The sequence below is a fragment of the Yersinia frederiksenii ATCC 33641 genome, assembly GCF_000754805.1.
Lineage (GTDB): Bacteria > Pseudomonadota > Gammaproteobacteria > Enterobacterales > Enterobacteriaceae > Yersinia > Yersinia frederiksenii.
Window position 1 is genome coordinate 1286295 of record NZ_KN150731.1, and the last position, 17650, is coordinate 1303944.

A 17650-nucleotide genomic window follows, 5' to 3' on the forward strand; every position below is an offset into this window, starting at 1 on the left:
TATGCACGACGTAAGTGGGCAAATCTCAACCTTGTACCGGCAGATAAAAATGCTACTGGGGCTCGGGCGGGCAACAGCTTTCGATGACAGTGACGGGGTACAAACCGTGCAATATCAGACATCGTTGGAAGTTCACAGCGACACGCCACGGTTAGCTGAGTTTGGTTTTTCGTCAGGATTACCGGCGGGCAGTGATGTGGTGATAGGGTTTCTGGGGGGTGATCGCTCCAGCGGCATGATCATTGCATCTAACCATCCGTCTTTTCGCCATAAAGAATTAAATCCAGGGGAAACAGTGATTTACTCCCAATGGGGGCAATTTATCAAATTGACCGAAAGTGGGGTGATCATTGAGGCCAATAACCAGCCAGTGACGGTAAATACTGCCACCGAGGTGACCGTCAATGCATCGGTAAAAGTACGGTTAAACACCCCGCTACTGGAGGTCAGCGGCGATATTATGGATAACGCCGACAGCAATGCGACGACGCTAAAAACCTTACGTGATACCTACAACAGTCACAATCATCAACTCAAAAATGTACAGTCGGGTAGTGCAACACTCACCAGTGAGACACCCGCTAAGGTGGTGCAATGACAACAGATATTAAAACAGTTTGGGATGTCGATGCTTCGCTGGGGGATTGGCGGACAGGCGGTGGTGGGTTGCTGGATGGTGATGATCTGCATACTGCCATTTTGTTGAGTCTATTCACTGACCGTCTGGCCCGCGCTGATGACGATATCGATGGTGATGATCGTCGGGGTTGGTGGGGGGACAGTGGTGCGACATCGGCTATTGGCTCACGGCTTTGGCTATTGCGGCGGCAAAAGTTGACCACTCAAGTTGCTATTAAAGCTGAAGATTATGCGCGGGAAGCATTGGTCTGGCTGATGGAGGATGCCGTTGTCACCACTATTAGCACTCAGGCGAAAATCATCTTCCCGAATACATTATTGCTGGTTATTGCTTATCAGCAACCGGGTAAAACTCAATCATCCGTTAAATTTTCATGGGTATGGGAGGAGTAATTCATGCCATTTAATCGACCCACATTAAGCGAGTTGCGCCAGCGAAATCAGTCCTATATCCAGTCTGAACTGAAAACCGGTGGCAATTTATTGCGTTTCTCTAACATTGGTGTGATCAGTGACGCGGATGCTGGGATGGCTCATCTGCATTACGGCTATCTTGATTATATTGCCCGACAAGCGACACCTTATAATGCCAGCGATGAATACCTTGCGGCTTGGGCGGCACTGAAAGATGTATTTCGCAAAGCCGCCAATCCGGCCCGCTGTGCAGATGTGCGTTTCAGTGGCATTGTCGGGCAGGTTATTCCTGCTGGCCGACGGCTGAATCGGGCTGATGGTTATCAGTACTTGCTGGACAATACAGTAATAATCGGCACCGATGGCAGCGCAATCGGTGAAATTACGGCTATTTTACCCAGCCCGTTGGACGATGCAACTGGCGGAGGAAATCGAGGTAACAGTGCGCCAGGAACCCTACTGACGCTGGATATCGCCATTGATGGTGTGCAGGCTACGGCCACGGCATTGAGCAAAATTACCGGAGGAGCCGATATTGAATCCGAAGATGCATTTCGCTCTCGCATGTTATTGGCTTACCAAAATATCCCGCAAGGAGGTAATGATACTGACTATCAATCTTGGGCGTTGTCAGTGCCAGGTGTTACCCGATGTTGGGTTAAACGGCGCTTGATGGGGGCCGGTACTGTCGGCATCTATATCATGTGTGATGATAATGATTATGCGGGTTTCCCACAGGGCAGTGATGGGATTTCATCTCTTGAAGAGTGGGGAGCGGTGAAAGCCAGCGGTGACCAACGGCGAGTAGCGGATGCGATTTATCCGCAGCAACCGATTATCGCGTTGGTTTATGTTTGTGCCCCTGTCGCACAACCCATTGATTTTGTTATTAGTGGTATATCTCATGCCGACAGCGCAACCACCGCGGCCATTAATGCGGCCATCGACGAGGTATTTTTCACCGAAGGAGAACCTGGTGGAAAAATTCTATGGTCATCGCTGCTGCTGGCCATCGGCGAGGTCGCCGGCACCGGGGGCTTTATTATGCAATCTCCGGCAGCCAATATTGAGCTGCAAACCGGTAAACTCCCCATCAGGGGTACAGTGAGCTACTTATGAGCCGCTATTCTGTCAGTGAATATACTGAAGCTTTACAGGCGCTAATGCCAATAGGTTTGGTCTGGCCACGACGGCCTGACGGAGTACAAACCGAAGTTCTACGGGCATTGGCTCATGCTTATCGGCGCAGTGATGAAGAAGCTCAAGACTTATTGTCTGGCGCTTTTCCGGCAACCGCCACGTCAATGCTACCGGAGTGGGAAGCAACACTCGGGTTACCGGATTTGTGTGCTATTGGTGAAGTCGACAGCATGATCCAGCGCCAACGCGCGGTGGTGTCGAAGTTATTTGGTATTGGTGGGCAGTCCGCAGCTTATTTTATCCGGGTAGCAAAGGCGCTAGGTTACTCCATTACGGTGACCCAATACCGACAAGCTTGCGCAGGTATGGCGGTCTGTCGAGATGCCTTGAATGGTGAAGAATGGCCATTTACCTGGTTAATTACCGCCCCGAAAACCACCATTCATTACGCCCAAAGTGGCTTAACCTATTGCAGTGACCCATTACGTTCATGGGGTAATAAACAACTTGAGTGCAGATTAGCAGTATTAAATCCGTCTCATACGATTTTGAAATTCGGCTACGTTAGTTAACTAATCCCTGTTATTCATTTTTAAGTGCCTTAACTGGCGAGGATTTTCTATGCAAAAAATTGGCGATATTCCTAATACACGCGCCGACAATAACGGCGAATTTACTGACGGCAATGTTGCCGCCGGTGTTCCACCAACGATATTACCAGCTGAATGGTTTAATACCCTACAGCGGGAATTAATTAAAGTCGTTCAAGAAGGAGGATTAACATTAGATCCCAATGACGATACCCAGATATTAGCTGCCCTGAATAAACTGTTTTTACAGTCGGGTAATAACCTATCCGAGATAAAAGCCGCCGGCCCAACAGCCGTTGCAGCGGCTCTCGCAAACCTTGGTTTGGGCGATGCCGCACATTTACCGCAATTGACCGGCGTGGTGGGTACCTCACGTAATGCTCGAATGAGTGTCACCGCCGCCTCAGCAACAGCCACATTTACCGCCGATGAATTGATTGTTCAGACAGCATTGGGAGGGTGTCAATACAAATTAAGTAGCTTCAATAAATCAGTTAATCTTGCCATAACCGGTGCTGGTGGGATGGACACTGGCACGGTGCCGGTAGCCGGATTTGTGGCTCTGTATGCGATTTATAACCCGACAACTCAAGCATCAGCATTACTTGCAGTGAATGTCACGTTAATCACCGCCCCAGAGATTTACGGCGGTGCTAATATGCCAGCTGGTTATACAGCATCGGCGCTTGTTTCTGTGTGGGCGACAAACGGTAGTGGACAATTTATTCCTGGCTTTTTGACGGGTAGAAATTTAATTTTTATGGCTAATGCAGTTATTACGTCATCCTCAATTCCTGCAACCATCACTGCACTCTCGCTTGCCACAGCAATCCCGTTAAATGCTGTAGACGTCAGGGCTTCAGTCCGATTTACATCTATAACTGGGACTGGGGCCGCAGGGTATGTAGTTGCATCTGATGCACAAGAAATTTGTAGGTCTGCTTCAGGTGCTTACGCTTCAAGTTCAGTGATTCCTGAAGCAACACCATTTTCGTTGGGTATCATTACCAAGCAAATGTGTTATCACCGCATCTCTCTTTCAGGGGTAACCGGATATACATATGTTTTATATATAACGGGGTATTCAATATGATATATGTACAATTTCTTGAAGAAGAAAAGTTAACGATTATCAGCTGGTTCGCTGGACCACAAAACCCTGATGATTACCCTTACTTTGATACTATCACCACAGATGATCCCAAGTGGATTGCTTATTATGACTCACAAGATGAAGTGGTGAAGGAAATTTTGCCTAAGCCAATATATCCATAAGTGTATACCGGGCTTAATTGCCCGGTTTGTATTTGCTACACAGGTTCAGTCATCCCTGGAACGGATGGCTTCATCATGTCATAAAAAACTTTCCACCGTGGATCGCTGACCTCTACCTCTCCAAGGTTTATTACTCCATTTCTGTCTCAGTATTTACCTCTGCCTCAATTTCTAAATGTGCCTTAATTTCAGGCTCAGTTGCTTCTCTTGCCCCTTCTATTTTGTCTCCTGTGTAAATAAACCCGTCGTTATTGATATAAAATTTAATTTTAATGTTTTCCATAATTTCACCTAATACCAGACTCTGAATATATAGTGCCAGTTACTCACGGCGGAGTTAGTTATCAATTCCCCAGTAGTTCTATTTATAAATTCAATGCCTGAAATCCCACTGGCGGGGGCTGGGGTAAATAATCGAATATCTGTTAATGAGATACTAGGGACAACCGAAAGCGTGTGATATGCAACAGCATTGATCGTAAATGATGCCGAAAGTGCCGTTTCTCCAACTGCATACCCATCACCAGCAATCGCACGTTTTAAGACGACATCACATTTACATCGCAACAGATCTAACCCAGTTACCCCGTGGGTAACTATGGTTACAGTGTTATTAACTGGTGTGTATTCGTTTGATACCCAAAGTCGGGTATTTGGAGCATCAACTTTCATATAGCGGGTATCACCAATAGAAATATCAGGAACATTTGTGCTTCCCGTTCCTATGGTCCTTTTAGCGGCATCGCCCAAACCAAGGTTTGTTATCCCGCATTCTTTCAAAGCCATTTTTCCTATAGATTCCTTGTGACAAATTTCGGCTATTTCACAAGGGGAAATAAGGTGCTTATTGGCTATATTAGGGTGTCAACAAATGACCAAAACACAGAGTTGCAACGCAACGCGCTGGTTAGTGCGAATTGTGAGCAGATATTTGAAGATAAAATAAGCGGAAAATCATCAGATCGACCGGGTTTAAAACGAGCCATGCGTACAATGTCCGAGGGAGATACTCTAGTTGTGTGGAAACTCGATCGGCTGGGGCGTAGTGTTCGCCACCTGATTGCTCTGATTGAAGAGCTGAAAAAACGCGGGGTACATTTTCGCAGCCTGACTGATAGCATCGATACTGGTACAGCAATGGGCCGATTTTTCTTTCATGTTATGTCGGCACTAGCTGAAATGGAACGTGAATTGATAGTGGAGCGGACCCTTGCCGGATTAGCGGCTGCGAGAGCAGAAGGACGAATAGGGGGTCGCCGCCGAATAATGACCCCTGAAGTTGTCGAGCGAGCTAAACGTATGTTTACCAACGGGGCAAGTTTACATCAGGTTGCTTTGGTCATCGATGTCTCACCTAAAACTATCTACAAATACATTTCGGCTGAAGAGCGCCGTAAATTAATATAAAATCCAATGTGAAATGAGAACGGCCAATTAGGTTTTTAACTATAGATTTAGCGGCTACTTTGTAAGGGCTAAATCTATAACTCTCAATGGCTCATCTCAACCCCACACCAATCCCCCTCGTGACTCTCCCCATTTCATGGTAAATTCTCATATCACAGGCTAATGCATCGTTTTAGGTACCAGTATGTTTACATATAAAGAAATATCATCGCTAAACGAACTGGAACTGATTGTCTATAACTACATCATAAAGAACACTGACAAAGTGATGTATATGACCATCAGAGAACTGGCTGATGCTGCAGGTGTTTCTACCACTACGGTTTTGCGTTTTTGCAAAAAAATGAATTGTGATGGCTACTCTGAATTCCGCGTTCGTTTTAAATTATACTTAGAGCATGATGAGAAACCGCTAGCTAGCTTTGGTATTAGTGAAATAATTAGTTATTTTAAAAGTATCAATAATAGTGAGTTTGATGAATTACTTGATATGGCCGCGGCACAAATAGCAGCAACACGGCGAGTTATTTTTGTTGGAATAGGGACCTCTGGTGCATTAGGTAAATATAGTGCTCGTTTCTTTTCTAATATAGGGAAATATAGCACTTACATTGACGATCCTTATTACCCGATCAATAGTGATATGTATCAAGATGCTATTGCGATTATCCTCTCGGTCTCCGGTGAGACGGAAGAAATTATCCGCATTGCCAATCAGTTCAGTTTGCACAATTGTAAGATTATCAGCCTGACTAACAGTGATAACTCTACGTTAGCCAAGATGGCCGATTTGAATATCTCTTATCATATGCCGCCGATTGTTTTGGACGGTCATTATAATATTACGACTCAAATTCCGGTGTTGTATATTATTGAAACTATAGGCAAGAAACTCCCACCATTAAATAATAAAAAAACCTAATAAAACAGGGTGTTTTTTATCTGTTACATATTCCAAATCACTGTTTTTGTTATATCGTGACTTCACTTCTTTTTTTGTTAAACTCCAGTCTCAATCGACCAAAAATATTAATAATAAACCGATAACACTCTGTTTATCTTATACCAGCGTCCGTAGCAGGAGACTCATAATGGCAATTGATTACTCATTAACCGCGCAGGAAATTATAAAATATATTGGTGGCGACAATAATGTGATTACCGTCACACATTGTGCGACGCGTTTACGTTTTATATTGAAAGATAATAAAGCGGTCGATAAAGAAAAATTAAATCGTGTTAAAGGCGTTATTACCGTTATCGAAGCTGGTGGGCAAATGCAGGTGGTGATTGGCAACCATGTCGGTGATGCCTACAAACATGTTACCCACTTGATTAATATCGATGAAAGTGCGCCAGTAGCCGCTCCTAAAGTCGGTATTGTTAGCCGCTTGATGGATATTATCTCCAGCATTTTTGCCCCTTTTCTTTACCCATTGGCGGCATGTGGTATTTTACAGGGGATTATTTCATTCCTCGCGGCTATTGGTTGGATGGATGCCGCCAGCGGTACTTATCGAATTTTGAACTTCGTTTCCTGGACCGGTTTTACTTTCCTACCAGTTATGGTGGCTTTCACCGCAGCTAAAAAATTCAATGTTAATCCTTTTACTGCCGTCATTACGGCATGTGCGCTGATCAGCCCCGATTACATGAGTATGCTGACTGCCAATAAGATAGTCACTATCAATTCAGCGGACCCGACGGTTCAGCAACTGATGCATGAAGCCGTGAATAACCCACAAATTGCTCAGATTTTGAATACGATTGCAGGTATTCCGTTGTCCTCTCCGACATTGGATTTCTTCGGTATTCCCGTGCAATATCTGAGCTATACCGCCTCGGTTATTCCGATCATTTTGATGGTTTGGGCCATGTCATATGTGCAGAGATTCTTTGAGCGCATCTTGCCGATGGTGGTGCGTAACCTGTTTACGCCAATGTTCTGTATTGCCATTATGGTGCCATTAACTCTGCTGGTTTTCGGCCCAGTAGGTAACTTGATTGGCGGTGCTATCGGGGGCGTTTACAATACACTTTATAATCTTAGCCCAGCGATTGCAGGGTTTATGGTCGGGGCATTCTGGCAACCCTTGGTCACTTTAGGAGTCCATTGGGGCATTACACCGGTGACTGTTGGTAACTATGCAACACTGGGTTACGACACCTTTACAGGCTTGCAAGCTTCAGCCGTCTTTGCGATGGCTGGCACCATGTTTGGGGTTTATTTAAAAACCCGTAACCGAGAAATGAAAGGTATTTCATTGTCGGCTGGCATCACTGCTTTATTCGGTATTACCGAACCAGCCATTTACGGTGTGGCATTACGACTGAAAAAACCTTTCTTATGCAGCTGTGCCGCTGGTGGGATTGGTGGGGCTATCGCCGGAAGTTTTAATGCGGTGTCCTGGAGCTACTGCCTGCCGGGAATTGCGGTGTTACCGGTCTTCTTTAAAGAAGGACATATGACTCAATTCCTCGGCTTATTACTGTCTATTACTGTCGCATTCGTATTGGGTGCGGTGTTTACCTGGTTGGTTGGGTTTACCGATGAGAGCGAAAGTGCAGAGGAAAAAACATCAGCAACACCAATTGCTCAGGCACAAATGAATCAGGGCTAAAATAGTTTTAAGGTTTAGGCGGGCAATCAACCGCCATTGAATTTCATTTTCAGGGCGAATAGTTGCCCACAGTACTAAGGGAGAAAGTTATGAGCCACAAACAATTACCGAAAGATTTCTTATGGGGCGGCGCGGTCGCAGCACATCAGGTTGAAGGCGGCTGGAATAAAGGCGGGAAAGGCGTGAGTATTGCCGATGTACTTTCCGGCGGTGCACATGGTGTTGACCGTGTAATGACCGATGGTGTGCAGGAAGGTTATCGTTATCCAAACCATGAAGCGGTTGATTTTTATGGTCATTATAAAGAAGATATCGCATTGTTTGCCGAAATGGGCTTCAAATGTTTCCGTACTTCTATTGCCTGGACTCGTATTTTCCCGCAGGGCGATGAATTGCAACCGAATGAAGCTGGCCTGCAATTTTACGACGATATGTTTGATGAGTTGCTGAAATACGGTATCGAGCCAGTCATTACTTTATCTCACTTTGAAATGCCGTGGCATTTAGTTAAAGAATATGGTGGCTGGAAAAATCGCAAAGTGGTCGATTTCTTTGTGAAATTCAGTGAAGTGGTCATGGAGCGCTATAAAAGCAAAGTCAAATATTGGATGACTTTTAACGAGATAAATAATCAACGTAACTGGAAATATCCGTTATTTGGTTATTGCTGCTCTGGCGTAGTGTTCACTGAACAAGATAATCCTGAAGAGACGATGTATCAGGTTCTGCATCATCAGTTTGTTGCCAGCGCTAAAGTGGTCAAACTGGGCCATGCGATTAATCCTGAGTTCAAAATTGGCTGTATGGTCGCGATGGTGCCACTGTATCCATTCTCCTGTCACCCTGACGACATGATGTATTCCGTGGAAGCCATGCGTGAGCGTTATCTATTCGGTGATGTTCATATGCGCGGTTATTACCCTTCGTATATTTTGAATGAGTGGGAGCGTCGCGGTTTCACCATCAATATGGAAGAGGGCGATCTTGAGGTCCTGCGTGAGGGATGTGCTGACTACATGGGGCTGAGTTACTACATGAGTAACGCAGTTTCGGCGACCCATCCAGGGAGCGGTAATTCCCTGTCTGGTTTCGAGGGCAGTGTGCCTAACCCACATGTTAAAGCCTCTGACTGGGGATGGCAGATTGACCCAGTGGGCTTACGCTATTCACTCAGTGTATTGTATGAGCGTTATCAAAAACCATTATTTATTGTTGAAAACGGCTTTGGTGCCATCGATAAAGTGGCTGATGACGGCATGGTCCACGATGATTATCGTATTGCTTATCTCAAAGCACATATTGAACAGATGAAGAAAGCGGTGTTTGAAGACGGCGTTGATTTGATGGGTTATACCCCATGGGGTTGCATTGATTGCGTGTCATTCACTACCGGTGAGTACAGTAAGCGTTATGGTTTTATCTATGTGGATAAAAATGATGATGGTACCGGCACAATGGCGCGTTCGCGTAAACTGAGTTTTGATTGGTATAAAAAAGTCATCGCCACCAACGGTGAAGAACTTTAAATCTGTAATGCGTTAGATATATAGCCTGTTATTGGATAAGGCCGTTTAATATAGAACGGCCTTACTTTCTTATCCATCATCTTTTATTATTGAAGCAGAGCAAGAGCTCAACTTCAATTTAAAGGATGCCAATGACCTCGTTACCCCCTTCATTGATTGTCAGTGCTTTTTTCCTTGGTTTAATGTTTTCGTCCTCAATTGCTGTTGCTGAGTCTGGGCTAAGTGCTGAAAGCCGAGAATATAAATTACTGCTGAAACCAGGTCGACTCAGCGATAAACAGCAAGCAATGGATTATTACGGGCAAGCGATACAACAGGCTGCCATTCAAAGTGGGCTAACAGTCAAACCCGCCAAACATCCTCTAAAACAAAAAACGTCACTCTACACTTATCTGGATACAGTGGATCAACAACTCAATGCCAAGCACATTATTTTAAGAGTGGTTCAGCCGCTAAAAAATAATCAGCCAGAAGACAAGAACAATGTCACTCTGAAATATCGGGTATCTGGGGATAAAATAGTAAAGGCCTCCGAGCTTAACGTTTCTCCGAGTTATCCTGTAGTGGTTAAGTTTGAGACGGATGTGGTCGGTTTTATTGATGCAAAAGTAGGGCACAATGAGCAACAAAATTCGTTGTCTGCGCAAATTAAAGGACTACCTGTGATACCGGCGCGTACTGTTCTAAGCCAATATGCAGAGTTGTTCCCAACTTTGGCGAAACTCGGGATAAAGCCAGATAGCCCACTCAATATTGTTGGTAGCACGATTCTTAATGAAGAGTTGTCACTTGGCTCGCTGCATTTTACCGATGGCACTAAAACTAAGTTAGCGATGGTCATTTGGTCTGATAATCAAAGTCACAAATTAATTGTTGGTGAGATTTCTTTTGCTATTAACTTGAAACCAGAAAGTCCTGCACGGGTAGAGCAGAGCCAGAAATTTTTTGATGCGCTACAGCAACAATTAAAAGATGATTTGCTGCCGGGAGCGACTAAAACCTCTGTGGTTTATCAGCGAGATAACTGAAGTATTGCGCGTTTTATTGCGCGTATTTCTGATCCATCCCACAAACAAAAAAACCAACCCTAACAGGTTGGTTTTCTTAAGGTATTTTGGTCGGCATGAAAGGATTTGAACCTTCGACCCCCGACACCCCATGACGGTGCGCTACCAGGCTGCGCTACATGCCGATGCTCTGGCATTTATACTACATTTTACAGTGGGTAATGCAATACCGGATAAAAACAGTTGCCGGTTTTTTAAGCGCATCATGCTTGGTTTTTAGAGCTAGTTCGCAATAAAACGTTTTATATCCGTCAGCACTTGCAATAGTAATGGGAGCTGAGGCTTTTCATCTTTAATTTCATTGCCTTGCTGATCATAGGTTCGATATTCACCATTATTATCTAACACGATCGTTTGTGTTGGTGTCGTAATAACCAACATGCCGTTATCGCCGGTAGCCACCCAGTTATGATTACGTTGCGCTGCGAATAAATCTTCCCCTTGCGAGTAATCCTCTGATGCCGTTTTGACGTGTAATAACCGCTGCATCAGGGTTGTCATGATGTCTTCGTGGTTAGTTAGCTTATTAACGGTTTGTGCCGGTGTACCAGGCCAATGAACGATGAGTGGCACTTGTAGCTGTTGGCGATTGAAATTGCTGCCTGAGCCCCAATTATCATTGCCGTAGTCATTAAATTCAACACCATGGGTAGCCGTAATAACAACCACAGTTTTATCGAGTTGCCCACGTTGCTTCAGAGTGTCCAGGATGGCGGCAATCTGCTGATCCACATCTTGTGCTCCCGCCTTATAGTGGCGGATAAAATCGGTGGGTAAGGCAATTTTATTACCTTTGATGGGATCTTGTGCTTCAACTGCGCCATTGAGATTAATGTATGAGAACCACGGCGCACTGCTGGTCAGGGTTGATAACCATTGTTGCCATTGTGCGGTCGTTTCACGGTCCATCTGCTCGGTCGGCGCAGGTAAGGTGAAATCAGATAATAACGCTTGGCGGTAGAGTGGCGATGCAAAGCCATCAGATGAGAACAGACCAAACTGGTAGCCTTGTGCACTTAATGCGGTAATGAATGCAGACGGTTTCCGGGCAGAGAGAACACCGTCCAGATAAGTTGGAGATATACCATAAAACAGGCCAAACAAACCGGTATCTTGGCGGTTACCCGAGCTGTAATGCCGGTCAAACTGAATGTTTGAGCGACTAAACTCGGCTAATGCTGGCATATCTTTTTGCAGGCTATCGGCGCGGATACCATCAACCACAATCAATAGCAGATTATAGCCACTACCTTTATCACTAAAAGTTATCGGGCTGAGGGGATATTCAACCGTCAATGCATCTGGATTCCCTTGTTCCACCAAGCGGCGCTGATATTCCTGTTGGTCAAGCAGGCCATGCTTTTCAAGGAATTTACGCGCGGTCATTGGGTATGACAGCGGCAAGTTGGCGCGTTGCATACTGATCGGGCGATAGAAATTAGCATCGGCCCAGATATAGATCAGGTGTGAAGCAAAGAATGCGGAAATAAACACTGCAACCAATGGCTTAACAAAGCGTTGTCGATTGAGACTGCGCAGTTTTTGCCATGCCCAGGTGCCGAAAAGCATCTCGACCAGAAAAATGACTGGCACGGCAATAAACATCAGTTGCCAATCACGCGCCAGCTCAGTTTGGTCTGGGTTAATCACTAACTCCCATACTACGGAGTTAAGATGCAAGTGGAAACGGGTGAAAACTTCAGTATCGACCAAGAGCAGGGTTAAACCCGCAGTGGCAAAAGCCGCGGAAAGGAAGCGCAGCAATCGTTGTGACATCACCACAAAGGTTAGTGGGAATATAACCAATAAATAGGCGGCAAAAACGATAAAACTAAAGTGCCCGAGCCAACTGACAAGGGCATAGATACGGCCAATTAGCGATGACGGCCAATCGGAAACAAACAAATAGCGACTACCCAGCACCAGGCTGAACAGGATATTAAACAAGGCGAACCAGTGCCCCCAGCTAATCATCTGGGAGACTTTTTCACGATAGCGCTGACGATTTGTCACCATATTGAGATTGCAGTCTTGGCCGATAAATTAATGAGCTTTATCTTCACGTACTGAAGCTTGAAGGGCTTCAGCGAAAGAACGAGCCAATACTTTGCGTTGCGCAGGGGCGACGCTGGTATTGATCAGATTTGTTACCATATTTCCCAAAACCATCAAAGAAAGATCGGTTGGGGTACGATGTTTTTCCAGTACGCTGACCAGTTCAGACAGCAATTTTTCAACGTGTTCGTCGCTATAACGGGATGACTGTGGCATAAAAATTGTGCTCAACACCTGACAAAGTCCCATATCTTACCGTATAGAGTCGCGCTTTTCCGCTATTTTATAGCATTAAGAATCATTAGCCATTAATTGAGGGCGGCGATAGCTTTTGGGTTGCAGCTCTCAGGTATCAGTGATTGAATACGCCCCTAGCCAAAAGGAGTATTTATCATGAGTCTGGATATTGACCAGATAGCCTTACATCAGCTTATCAAACGTGATGAACAAACGCTTGATGTGGTGTTGCGCGATTCGCTGTTACCTGCCAATGCTGTAGTTGAAGAAATGATGGCCGAGCTGCATCGGGTCTACAGTGCCAAAAGCAAAGCTTACGGCTTGTTTAATGAGCAAAGTGAGCTGGCTGAAGCACTGAAACGAAGCCGTAAGGGTGATGAAGACTTCCTCAGCTTTAGTCGTGCGGCAACCGGGCGTTTACGTGATGAGTTAGCCAAGTATCCCTTTGCTGAAGGCGGGGTGGTGCTATTTTGCCAATACCGTTATCTGGCGGTGGAGTATTTGCTGATTTCGGTACTGAGTAGCTGTAATAGTATGCGAGTAAACGAGCAGTTGGATCTGAGTACCACCCATTATCTTGATATAAATCGCGCTGATATTGTGGCTCGTATTGATTTAACTGAATGGGAGAATAACCCGGAATCAACCCGTTATCTGACATTCCTGAAAGGGCGAGTCGGGCGTAAAGTGTCTGACTTCTTTATGGATTTCCTGTCCGCAGCAGAAGGGTTGGATACCAAAGCGCAGAATCGTGGATTATTACAGGCGGTCGATGACTATTGTGCTGATGCTGAGCTGGGTAAAAATGAACGTCAAGCCTATCGTCAGCAAGTTTATAGTTATTGTAATGAGCAGTTGCAGGCCGGTGAGGAGATTGCTTTACAAGAGCTTGCACAAGAGTTACCGAAGTTGGGTGAAAAAGATTTCCAACAGTTCTCTGCTGAGCAGGGTTATGCATTGGAAGAGAGCTTCCCGGCAGATCGCGGTACTCTACGTCAGTTGACCAAATTCGCGGGTAGCGGCGGCGGGTTGAGCATCAATTTTGACGCGCTATTACTGGGTGAGCGTATTTTCTGGGATGCCGCAACAGATACGTTGACCATTAAAGGCACTCCGCCGAATTTGCGCGATCAGTTGCAGCGCAATGCAGGGAAGTAGAATGGGGCGAGTGATGAGTAAATCACTTGATTAGCCAATAAAAAACGCCGCATAAGCGGCGTTTTTTATTTCGGCGTCCCGAATATCGAAAGCGACGCGATTAAACGCGAACGAAGTCGATATGAGTCAGTTTTGGCTTGAAAGCGTGACGCTGAACAGCCTGTACTTTAACTTTGGTTTCTTTACCGTCAACAACCAGAGTCAGTACTGAATCATAAAAGCCCGGTTTCAATTCAAGGTTCTTGGTGGTGTCATGATCAAGAGCAATAGAAATTGCTGCTTCAGAACCACCGTAAATGATTGCCGGAAATTTATTTGCTGCACGCAGGCGGCGGCTCGCACCCTTACCCTGGTCGTTACGTACTTCTACATTGATAGTGGTCATTTTGTTTTCTCTTAAAGAAAATTTACCCTGCTACAGGCGACCCAGCAACAGGTTCGATACTCGGCTTTGATTGGGTAAACCCAGAGCAAAGCGGGCGATATTCTAGCGAAGTATCAACCAGACAGCAAACAATACCGCATATAACCTACTTACTTGACGCCGCGGCAGTGTTGGCAGCGCGTGCTCGCCCGAATCACTTACTGGCCTGAAGTTGTCGTGGTATCCATTAAGCCAGTGAGTCTGCTTTTCTAAAACGCCCCTGATAGTCAAAGATCTTTTCTCGGATTTGCCACCATTGCCCACGAGGACGAGCGACAACAAAATCCGGGTAACGCAATAATGCCTGTTGCGCGATAATATCTGCGGCATTTTGCCATTTGAGGGGAATACCTGGCGCCCGCTGGTGGGGGCGCAGGAAAATTTGTTCAAATGCCATCCGCTGGGCTGGCGTGGTTAAACGAAAACGTTCAGTGGTATTGGTACCCTCTTCATCGTAATAAGTGATTTTTAACCATTCACCTTTCGCATCATTCCCAGCTTCCAAACTCATTCCGCCGCAACGCAGTACCAGAGCATCTTTCAATTTCAGTGCAGCTTTTAGCATATCATCGGGGTCGACCAGCACTTCCTGACACTGATGACAGCGACGCGCAGCAATATCATTCTCAGCGCCACAATGTGGGCAGGATTTAAAGCGAAAGCGGTAGTCACATTGTGCTCGAGCCCCCGCATCATCTTCAAACCAGCCCTGACAGCGACGACCATAGTGTTCGATAATCTCGCCAGCTTCAGTACATTTTCCCCAGAAAATATTGGCAAAGCCGCAGTCAGGGCAGAAGACTTGCACTGGTTGGCTATCACTGTGAGGTTTGCTGGTACCCACTTCTGGCGTGAATAGGTCGTGGGGATTGCCAGCATAATCCAGAATCAGACAATCTTTTTTACCCGGTGAGAGTCGCAAGCCACGGCCGACAATTTGTTGATATAAGCTGACCGATTCAGTCGGGCGCAGAATCGCAATCAAATCAACATGTGGGGCATCAAAGCCGGTCGTCAGCACGGCAACATTGACCAAGTAACGTAGTTGCTGCTGCTTAAAAGCGCTAATAAGGGCATCGCGCTCTGCTGGTGGCGTTCCGGCACTGACCAGTGCGGCCTCACCTTTGGGCAGAAGCCCGTAAACCTCTTTCGCATGTTCAACTGTGGCGGCGAAAATCATCACCCCACGACGATGAGCGGCATACTCAATTATCTGGCTAACAATATGTGGAGTAATTCTTTGCTGTTGTTTAAGCTCGCGGTCTAGATCGGCCTCACGGAACATGCCGTCACTGTTGCTGGTCAAGCGGCTGAAATCATATTGTACCACGGGCATATCCAGCCGCTCTGGTGGCACCAGAAAGCCGTGCTTAATCATGTAGCGCAGGGGTAATTCATAAATACAGTCGCGGAACAGCGATTGTCCATCACCACGGGTGATACCGTGATAGTGGAATTGATAAATCCAGCCCTTACCTAGACGATAAGGTGTGGCTGTTAGTCCCAGCAGCCGTAAGCGTGGATTAGTGCTACGTAAATGCTGAATAATTTGCTGATATTGGCTGTCATCATCGTCACTAATACGATGACACTCATCAATAATCAGTAACGAAAAAGCACTATCAAACAAAGCAAGATTGCGTGCCACAGATTGCACACTACCGAAGACCACTTTCCCTTCACTTTGACGTTGTTGCAGGCCAGCGGCGAAGATATCTGCCTCTAAACCATAGGCACAGTATTTGGCGTGATTCTGTGCCACCAGTTCTTTAACATGAGCCAGCACCAAAACGCGTCCACGTGCCAGTTTTGCCAGTTCGGCAATGACCAGACTTTTCCCAGCACCAGTGGGTAAGACAATCAATGCGGGTTCGGCATGGCGACGAAAATGGGCAAGAGTCGCATCCACGGCTTCTTGCTGATAGGGGCGTAATGTGAATGCCATTACACTGCGTGACCATTGGCTGGATACATGATTTGCAACACTCTTTTACTGGGTATAAACAACATTTATCTCTACGAATAGTGAAAAAATTTCTACTCTATTATGCCCATGGGTGGGGATTGGGGCGATAACTGAATTTTACCACGATACGCTTTCTAAATAAGGGCTTTACTGCAACTGTTCCTAGGATGATAGGACAACCGCCGCTATACTGGTGGATTAGGTTGGTTAGGCAACAAATTATTTTCCCCTATACCACGTTACTGTTTCATTCATTCCACACCGTATCATCTCCCGTATCTTTTAAGATGCAGGCGTGATTGCGGGTATCGTGCCCATCACTGGCACGACAATACAACAGGCAAAGTAGATTCAATGCGATTGGACAAGTTTTTATCTCAGCAATTAGGTGTTAGCCGGGCGTTAGTCGCGCGCGAGCTACGGGCAAAACGCGTGACCATCGATGGTGAAGTGGTCAAAAGTGGTGCCATTAAGCTGACGCCAGAGCAAGACGTGAGATTTGATGGCAACCCATTACAACAAACGGTTGGCCCACGTTACTTCATGCTGAACAAACCGCAGGGCTATGTGTGTTCTACCGAAGATCCCGATCATCCGACGGTGCTATATTTCCTCGATGAACCTGTAGCATACAAACTTCATGCCGCGGGCCGGTTAGATATTGATACCACCGGGTTAGTCCTGATGACTGATGATGGTCAGTGGTCACACCGCATCACTTCTCCGCGCCACCATTGTGAAAAAACCTATCTGGTGACCTTGGAGCATCCGCTGGCGGAGGATACGGCGCAGCAATTTGCTGATGGTGTACAGTTACATAATGAACAGTCCCTGACCAAACCGGCACAGCTTGAGGTTATTGAGCCGCAGGTTGTGCGTCTGACCATTAGCGAAGGGCGTTATCATCAAGTTAAACGGATGTTTGCCGCCGTCGGGAATCGGGTGTTAGAACTGCATCGCGAACGCATTGGCGAAATCAAGTTAGATGATGATTTGGCTCCAGGCGAATATCGTCCACTGACGGCAGAAGAGATAGCGAGTGTCGGCGCTCCCCATCTGTAAATGATTTTCTATTGCAGCGTGGCGAGCTGTTTCCACGCTGTTTTGCCGTTGATATAACCTGCAGTCGGT

At 46.0% G+C, this 17650-nt stretch carries 18 protein-coding genes, 1 tRNA gene and 1 pseudogene; 13 read left to right on the plus strand and 7 right to left on the minus strand.

The window, feature by feature from the left end:
• Position 1: 1 nt before the first annotated feature.
• The 6 genes and pseudogenes from DJ58_RS15925 to DJ58_RS15905 all read left to right on the plus strand — a co-directional run bounded on the left by DJ58_RS15925 (position 2) and on the right by DJ58_RS15905 (position 4058).
• Positions 2 to 598, plus strand: a complete 597-nt coding sequence (locus DJ58_RS15925; RefSeq protein WP_004708648.1) for a phage baseplate assembly protein domain-containing protein — start codon at positions 2 to 4, stop codon at positions 596 to 598.
• Positions 595 to 1032, plus strand: coding sequence for a phage GP46 family protein (locus DJ58_RS15920; protein ID WP_032910933.1), 438 nt, complete (start codon positions 595 to 597; stop codon positions 1030 to 1032). Before DJ58_RS15925 ends, DJ58_RS15920 begins: the two co-directional genes overlap by 4 nt.
• Before the next feature lie 3 nt (positions 1033 to 1035).
• On the plus strand, positions 1036 to 2172 hold the full coding sequence (locus tag DJ58_RS15915; protein WP_004708645.1) for a baseplate J/gp47 family protein: 1137 nt from the start codon (positions 1036 to 1038) through the stop codon (positions 2170 to 2172).
• On the plus strand, positions 2169 to 2765 hold the full coding sequence (locus tag DJ58_RS15910; protein WP_032910931.1) for a YmfQ family protein: 597 nt from the start codon (positions 2169 to 2171) through the stop codon (positions 2763 to 2765). The genes DJ58_RS15915 and DJ58_RS15910 overlap by 4 nt, the downstream gene beginning before the upstream one ends.
• A 49-nt stretch (positions 2766 to 2814) precedes the next feature.
• Positions 2815 to 3129 (plus strand): annotated as a pseudogene (locus tag DJ58_RS23735) (gp53-like domain-containing protein); the annotation flags it as partial.
• A gap of 743 nt (positions 3130 to 3872) precedes the next feature.
• Positions 3873 to 4058, plus strand: a complete 186-nt coding sequence (locus DJ58_RS15905) for a hypothetical protein (RefSeq protein WP_050129976.1) — start codon at positions 3873 to 3875, stop codon at positions 4056 to 4058.
• A 130-nt stretch (positions 4059 to 4188) separates the two neighbouring features.
• Here the strand turns inward: DJ58_RS15905 and DJ58_RS23620 are convergent, their stop codons facing one another.
• Positions 4189 to 4341 (minus strand): hypothetical protein, encoded by a 153-nt coding sequence (locus DJ58_RS23620; RefSeq protein WP_004712760.1) that lies wholly within the window; start codon positions 4339 to 4341, stop codon positions 4189 to 4191.
• A gap of 8 nt (positions 4342 to 4349) precedes the next feature.
• The gene (locus DJ58_RS15900) at positions 4350 to 4844 is read right to left on the minus strand and encodes a hypothetical protein (RefSeq protein ID WP_032912300.1); all 495 of its coding nucleotides are present in this window, start codon (positions 4842 to 4844) and stop codon (positions 4350 to 4352) included.
• 54 nt (positions 4845 to 4898) lie between these two features.
• On the opposite strand from DJ58_RS15900, the gene DJ58_RS15895 reads away from it, so the two are divergent.
• The 5 genes from DJ58_RS15895 (at position 4899) to DJ58_RS15875 (ending at position 10640) form a co-directional block, all read left to right on the plus strand.
• Complete coding sequence (locus tag DJ58_RS15895; protein WP_032911527.1) at positions 4899 to 5465, plus strand: recombinase family protein; 567 nt, start codon at positions 4899 to 4901, stop codon at positions 5463 to 5465.
• Between the two features lie 184 nt (positions 5466 to 5649).
• The gene (locus tag DJ58_RS15890) at positions 5650 to 6387 is read left to right on the plus strand and encodes a MurR/RpiR family transcriptional regulator (protein ID WP_004710869.1); all 738 of its coding nucleotides are present in this window, start codon (positions 5650 to 5652) and stop codon (positions 6385 to 6387) included.
• A 169-nt stretch (positions 6388 to 6556) separates the two neighbouring features.
• Complete coding sequence (locus DJ58_RS15885; RefSeq protein WP_004710867.1) at positions 6557 to 8086, plus strand: PTS transporter subunit EIIC; 1530 nt, start codon at positions 6557 to 6559, stop codon at positions 8084 to 8086.
• An 89-nt stretch (positions 8087 to 8175) separates the two neighbouring features.
• Positions 8176 to 9612, plus strand: coding sequence for a 6-phospho-beta-glucosidase (locus DJ58_RS15880; RefSeq protein WP_004710866.1), 1437 nt, complete (start codon positions 8176 to 8178; stop codon positions 9610 to 9612).
• Positions 9613 to 9743: 131 nt separating this feature from the next.
• Positions 9744 to 10640 carry a hypothetical protein gene (locus DJ58_RS15875; protein ID WP_032911525.1) on the plus strand — a complete coding sequence of 299 codons (897 nt, stop codon included), beginning with the start codon at positions 9744 to 9746 and terminating at the stop codon, positions 10638 to 10640.
• Positions 10641 to 10727: 87 nt separating this feature from the next.
• Here DJ58_RS15875 and DJ58_RS15870 read toward each other — a convergent pair.
• The 3 genes from DJ58_RS15870 to DJ58_RS15860 all read right to left on the minus strand — a co-directional run bounded on the left by DJ58_RS15870 (position 10728) and on the right by DJ58_RS15860 (position 12950).
• Positions 10728 to 10804: transfer RNA gene (locus tag DJ58_RS15870), tRNA-Pro, on the minus strand.
• 97 nt (positions 10805 to 10901) lie between these two features.
• Positions 10902 to 12695 carry an LPS biosynthesis-modulating metalloenzyme YejM gene (yejM, locus tag DJ58_RS15865; protein WP_004710863.1) on the minus strand — a complete coding sequence of 598 codons (1794 nt, stop codon included), beginning with the start codon at positions 12693 to 12695 and terminating at the stop codon, positions 10902 to 10904.
• Positions 12696 to 12722: 27 nt separating this feature from the next.
• Positions 12723 to 12950, minus strand: coding sequence for a YejL family protein (locus DJ58_RS15860; RefSeq protein WP_004710862.1), 228 nt, complete (start codon positions 12948 to 12950; stop codon positions 12723 to 12725).
• A 177-nt stretch (positions 12951 to 13127) separates the two neighbouring features.
• Between DJ58_RS15860 and yejK the strand changes: the two genes are divergently transcribed.
• Positions 13128 to 14129 (plus strand): nucleoid-associated protein YejK, encoded by a 1002-nt coding sequence (gene yejK, locus DJ58_RS15855; protein WP_004710861.1) that lies wholly within the window; start codon positions 13128 to 13130, stop codon positions 14127 to 14129.
• Between the two features lie 100 nt (positions 14130 to 14229).
• Here yejK and rplY read toward each other — a convergent pair whose 3' ends face one another.
• Positions 14230 to 14514: a 50S ribosomal protein L25 gene (rplY, locus tag DJ58_RS15850; RefSeq protein ID WP_004700538.1), complete on the minus strand. Its 285-nt coding sequence runs from the start codon at positions 14512 to 14514 to the stop codon at positions 14230 to 14232.
• Positions 14515 to 14740: 226 nt separating this feature from the next.
• Positions 14741 to 16498, minus strand: coding sequence for a DNA repair helicase RadD (radD, locus tag DJ58_RS15845; RefSeq protein WP_004710858.1), 1758 nt, complete (start codon positions 16496 to 16498; stop codon positions 14741 to 14743).
• 375 nt (positions 16499 to 16873) lie between these two features.
• Between radD and rsuA the strand changes: the two genes are divergently transcribed.
• Positions 16874 to 17581, plus strand: coding sequence for a 16S rRNA pseudouridine(516) synthase RsuA (gene rsuA / locus DJ58_RS15840; RefSeq protein ID WP_004710857.1), 708 nt, complete (start codon positions 16874 to 16876; stop codon positions 17579 to 17581).
• The last annotated feature ends 69 nt before the right edge of the window (positions 17582 to 17650 follow it).